Source organism: Rhizobacter sp. (assembly GCA_021153565.1).
In the GTDB taxonomy this organism is placed as follows: domain Bacteria; phylum Pseudomonadota; class Gammaproteobacteria; order Burkholderiales; family Burkholderiaceae_C; genus Albitalea.
Genome location: JAJKJU010000336.1, coordinates 1 through 5,599, shown reverse-complemented (window position 1 = coordinate 5,599; position 5,599 = coordinate 1). Strand labels below are relative to the sequence as shown.

3 protein-coding genes are annotated in these 5,599 nt (G+C 61.1%); 1 reads left to right on the top strand and 2 read right to left on the bottom strand.

The annotated features are described in order from the left end of the window. Both AC30NL_RS20665 and AC30NL_RS20660 read right to left on the bottom strand, forming a co-directional pair. On the bottom strand, positions 1 to 1,844 hold a 1,844-nt coding region (locus AC30NL_RS20665), incomplete at its 3' end, for a VCBS domain-containing protein (protein WP_489465862.1). A 772-nt stretch (positions 1,845 to 2,616) separates the two neighbouring features. Then, positions 2,617 to 4,191, bottom strand: a complete 1,575-nt coding sequence (locus tag AC30NL_RS20660) for a trypsin-like peptidase domain-containing protein (protein ID WP_489465861.1) — start codon at positions 4,189 to 4,191, stop codon at positions 2,617 to 2,619. A gap of 483 nt (positions 4,192 to 4,674) precedes the next feature. Between AC30NL_RS20660 and AC30NL_RS20655 the strand changes: the two genes are divergently transcribed. Next, positions 4,675 to 5,280, top strand: a complete 606-nt coding sequence (locus tag AC30NL_RS20655) for a glycosyltransferase (protein WP_489465860.1) — start codon at positions 4,675 to 4,677, stop codon at positions 5,278 to 5,280. The last annotated feature ends 319 nt before the right edge of the window (positions 5,281 to 5,599 follow it).

The window sequence follows — 5,599 nt, the reverse complement described above, 5'->3', positions numbered from 1 at the left end:
GACGTGAACTGGCCGCTCACGAGCAGCCCCGTGTCTTCCTGCACCGCGCCCGCATCCGCACCCGCCGTGAAGCTGAGCACCGGCGCGTCGTTGGTGCCGGTGATGGTCACGTCAATCTGCCGGGTGATGATGCTGCCGTTCTGGTCGTTCAGCGTGATCGTGAAGCTTTCGACCTTGGTTTCGTTCTTGGCCAGGTACTGGACGGCCGCGTCGGCCACCGTGTAGGTCCAGGTCAGCGCGCCGCCCGTGCCGGTGCCCGTGGTGTCGTGGTCCCTGACCGCGCTCAGAGTGCCCAGCGTTGTGCCCACCGGCGTGCCGGCGGCGCTGACCAGGTGCGTGTCGATCAGGTCCACGTCGGTGAAGCTAATCGAGCCGCTGTCGCTCAGCGTCGCGGTCCCCGACGGCGTGGTGAGCTCTGTCACCGCGCCCACGAGGTCCTGCGCCGTGATCACCGGCGCGTCGTTGGTGCCGGTGATCGTGACCTTGACTTTCTGCTCGGTGCCGTCCACCGACTTGACGGTGAACTCTTCCTCGGCCTTGCCGCCCACGTTGAGCGAGTCGAACGCGCTGTTGGCCGTGAAGCGCCAGGTGCCGGCCGCGTCGATGCTGAAGGTGCCGTTCGTGCCCACGGTGCTGCCGGCCTGGAAGCCCGGAGCATTGTCCACGTCAGTGGCGCTGAGCGTGCCGGTGATCGTCACCGGCGTGTTGCTCTCGGCGGCCGAGCCGCTCGTGTCGCCCGTGATCACCGCCGCGTCGTTGCTGCCGTTGATCGTGACCTTGACTTTCTGCTCGGTACCGTCCACCGACTTGACGGTGAACTCTTCCTCGGCCTTGCCGCCCACGTTGAGCGAGTCGAACGCGCTGTTGGCCGTGAAGCGCCAGGCACCGGCCGCGTCGACGCTGAAGGTGCCGTTCGCACCCACGGTGCTGCCGGCCTGGAAGCCCGCAGCATTGTCCACGTCGGTGGCGTTGAGCGCGCCGGTGATCGTCACCGGCGCGTTCGTCTCGGCGGCCGCCCCACTGGTGTTGCCCGTGATCACCGCCGCATCGTTGGTGCCGTTCACGGTGACGTTGATCACCTGCGTCGCCATTCCGTCGGCACTCGTGACACTCAGCGTGTCATGCACGACCTGCCCGGCGGTCAGTGCCTGCGTCGCGACGCGGCCGTTGTCCAGCGCATAGTTCCACGCGCCGCTGGTGGTATTGAAGGTGAACGTGCCGTACGTGCCATTCAAGCTCGCCGGCGTCTGGAACACCGACTGGCCGGCATCCACATCATGGACGGTCAGTGTGCCCGATGCACTCGGGACGCCGACGTTCGCATTGCGGACGCCACCTGCTTCCGTGACGCAGGCGGTGGCAGTGCCCGTGATGGTGGCGTTGTCGTTCGACCCGATGATCTGCAGGGTCACCCGGGCTTGGCTCAGCGTGCCGTTTGCGAGCCGGATCGCGTAAACGAATTGATCGTTGACTGGTTGGCCTGCCGCCAGCGCATCGATGCTGCCGGTACGGGTGGAGTCGTGAGAGCCATCGTCGAGCTTGAACTCGATCTTGCCGTTGACGATGCGAACCCAGTTGCCGAGTGCTGTCTTCTCCCACGCCGAAACACCGTCGGCCCCGACATCGCCGGTCAGCAAATCGAAATCCGGCGACAGCGTGTTGCCATTGCCGTCGTCGAGCGAGAACAGCGCCTTGGCGTTGCCGCCAAGGTCATTGCTCATCACGTTGAGCGTGATGACGTTGTTGGTGATGATGCTGGAGGCCAGTAGAAGGTCCTCGGTCCAGCTGTAGTTGTCATCACCGGCTTGCGGCGTGTTGGTGAAAGAGGTGCTGTTGATGGCCATGAGGTTTTCCTTGATCGTTGCCCGTGCCTAGCAATTCGAAATCGCCAGACTCTGTTCGACACAGCGGCCGACGCACCTGACATGGGGTTGCGCAGCGCACCACTTTTTCCTTAGCGTGGTCAGCCCGGGAAAGGGCGGCCGAACGCGGCGTCGCGGGCATCTCCCACGGAAGATTGGCTCGCGACTGAAGGTACTCAATGTAGGCAGCCGCGCTGTTTCTGGCACCGGAGCTGTCACCCGTGGCTGGTGGTTGTTTGATCCCCTGGGCACAGGACAGAGCGCTCCCTCTATCCAGGGGGTGTCGCCTTGGCAGCACAGTTGCGGCCCGATGGGGTCATGGGTTTACCGGCTTCACTGCAGGACTGCAGGTCGCAGAGTTCCGCCTGGATGACTGCGCCAAATGTGACCTTGCTGGTCGAGGTCGACGCCAACTGTCGAAGGTGCCCACGGTGGGGAATCGGCACGAGAAAGTTTCCGCGCACGCCGACGTCATTCCGCAGCCGGGCGACACGCAGGGATGCGTCGGCGCCGGCAAGCGTCCGCATCAAGGGCATCAAGCTCGAGATTGGCGATGTCTTGAAATGAGGGTTTTCCTTACCCTACCCCGGCTGACCTGCCCCATGCTGACGCCTCAATACAGCGGCGATGTTCGTGGCGCTCCGCTCTGGAAGGCGGGGAAGGATGGAGTGGACGAGCCGCGGGCCGTAAGGCGCCGCGAATCGTGGGCTTGCACGGCTTTTCCCAAAGCTACTGTGCTTCAACGGCCCTCAATTCAATAGCATTCAATCTGCACTGTTGGCTTCTGCGCTTGCAGGGTGATGTCACCCACATTCATCGCTTTGCCATTGGGCTGCACGCTGCTGTAGTCCACGTTGTGCGCATCCAAGAAGCCCGAGACGGTGGCGAGGTTGATTCCAAAGTTCACGTTCTGCGCGCTGATTGGACCGCCGGGCAACAGTCGCGCCCGCACGATACCGACCAGCAGCCCATAGCTATCAACAACCGGGCCACCGCTCGAGCCGGGTTGAACCGTGGCCGACATTTGAAATGCGGAGGTGTCGTCGTTGAAGCCACTCAGGGCATTGACGATGCCCGTGGTGACGATTGGCCCGGACGACAGCAAACCGCGCAACGGATAGCCGACCACCACCAAATCGTCGCCCAAGCGTATGCCCCTTCCGGTTCGCAACTTGATGGCTGGAATCCGGCCGCCCTCCATTCGCAATAGCGCCAAGTCGTTCTTTGCGTCTTTGGCGATGACTTTCACCTCGGCGCCCGTGGGTTGAATGCGCACGTTTGCGCAGTTCTGAATCACGTGATCATTGGTCAAGATATCGCCATTGCGACTGACAACCACCCCGCTGCCATAGACGCCCTTGCGCGACGCTGTTGCGACACTGCCCGCCGGAATCGCGCCCATGCGATTCAGCAGCTCGTTGACAACGACGACCTTGGACTGCTTCGCCGCTTCGTCCCGCTCTGCCTGAGACAGCACCTTTGCGAGCCGCTCTTTGCCTTCGTTAGCGGCTTTCACGTCATTGGCCAAGGCGTTGGCGGGCACTGCGGCATACCATGAATAGGCAAGTGACGGGTTCTTTGCAATCCCACCGCGGCCAAACTCGTAGACGCTCGCAATCCAGGTATAGCTCCGGTAGTTGCCCAGATTCGCGGCAATTCGGAACCAACGCAGTGCTTCCGTGCCGTCGGCGGTGACGCCCAGGCCCAATGCATACATGCGGCCCGCAGAGACCATCGCTGAAGTCTCCCGAAGCTCACCCGCTTTCTTGTACCAATCGAGCGCGACCAGATTGTCCTGAGGCAATCCTGCTTTACCGCCCTCGTAGAAAGCACCCAGCCAAAGCATGCCGAGGGGATCTTTTTGATCTGCGGCCTGCTTGAGCCAAAGCAGAGCGATTGCGTCGTTCTTTTCAAGTCCAAAGGTGCCACTGGCTATCCAACTGCCAAACAGCGACTGTGCGGGCGCATAGGCTTTGGTTGCCGCCTCTTTGACCAGTTCAACTCCCTTGGCTTCGTCCTTTCCGACCAGATTGCCGTATAGATGCATGCGACCAAGCGTGTAGGTTGCTCTGAGGGAGCCTTTCTCACGCGCCTGAAGGATGTACTCGCGAGCCTTGAGTTCATCACGTGCCCCACCCAACCCGCGCATCAGCATTTCGCCCATGACCGCCATGGCCTCGGCATCGCCTGCGCTGGCCAAGTCAGTCAACTCTTTGCGAGCATCCAAATACTGGTACTTGTGAAAGGCGTCAATCCCCTCCGTCAGACCGGCATGTGCATTGATGCTGGCTGCGCCAATGCAGAAGGCAAAACTTCTTAAGATTTTCATGGAGAAAAGTGGCTTGGTGATTTTTCCGCGAGAAGTAACAACGAACGCTCAACTCAAGACTTATTAGCCAACTCGGCCAGCAGGGAATAGGCGTATCAAGTGCGGGCTTTTTTAGAATACTAAGGCCACTGGCTTGAACAGTATTCGCGATGATACGACTCAGGGTATGAGGATGCCTCCAGGAACAAATCCAACAGCCTTGACGCCGATTCGCACCCGTTGAATTAGCCACTTGCGCAACTGCAAACAGTGCCTGTCAGGCCAATGGTCATTCGCGGGCATCGAGAATGCCCGGTTGTTCGGGAAGGCCTGCGATCTGCGGAATGAGATTCAAGGACAGGCCTTCCCAGGAACGGAGCAGTGCTAGCCCACGGTCCTCCAACTGGGGCGCGCAGACACGTGAAGAAACGTAACCAGGGGTGGTTTAAAGACGTGTTGCGACCATATTGGTATGGTGAGCATGAAAGTTTGAGCGAAGCGCCTATGTGGACCACTGGCCAGAAAGACAATGAGTTCCCCATTCCCAACCAAGAGCCCTCGTGGGCCCACGTCTCGGGGTGGAGTCAGTTGTCCGGCTCGATGCGAACGGTATCGTGCGTCATCTCAGCCTGCAATGAAGTCACTGCGCTCGCCGAGCTATTGCCGCTCCTGAGCGATTCATTGACCGAGGCCGGCTTTCCCTGGGAAGTGATCGTCGTGGACGCGCGCAGCGATGACGGGACCGAGCGACTGCTGAGTGGATGGGGCGAACTGCCGGGCTTCCGGTCGGTGAGGGTGAGTCGGCAACTGTCCAAGGACGCAAATCTTGTCATCGGGCTTGAGGCTGCTCGGGGTGATGCCGTCGTCCTGCTCGACCCGAAACCCAAGTACCCGCCGAGCCTCCTGCAGCAAATGATTTCCCTTTGGGATCAGGGTGCCGAACTGGTCTACGCCATTGATGAAGAAACAAGCCACGTCGGCGTGTTGAAGAGTTTGGACGGCGCTGCGGTGTCACGGCTGATCGAATCGAAGGATCCCATTCATCTGCCCCAGGGCACCACGGACTTCGCCCTCTTTGATCGTCGGGTTGTCACTTACCTGCTTCGCTAAGGTCGCGGTCGGGAATGATTTTTGGCTCGCCACTCAGATTCTGCTCGGGCTGAGGTATCGAAGTCACCACGGCGGGTCGAGGCTTCGATACCTCAGCCCGAACGGGAGATGGGTGATGGGTGATGGGTTCGGCGCCGAGATTCCGCTCGGGCTGCGGTATTGAAGTCTCCATAGCGGGTCGAGGCTTCGATACCTCAGCCCGAACGGGGGCGGGTGACGGGTGACGGGTGACGGGTGACGGGTGACGGGTGACGGGTGACGGGGTGCTGACATGTACGTCGCGGTGGTAGGGCCGGGCTCGGAGGCGAGCGATGCCGAG

Excerpts from the sequence above, each read along its gene's own strand:
- AC30NL_RS20660 (WP_489465861.1), bottom strand. The coding sequence starts at position 4,191 with ATGAAAATCTTAAGAAGTTTTGCCTTCTGCATTGGCGCAGCCAGCATC.
- AC30NL_RS20655 (WP_489465860.1), top strand. The coding sequence starts at position 4,675 with ATGTGGACCACTGGCCAGAAAGACAATGAGTTCCCCATTCCCAACCAA.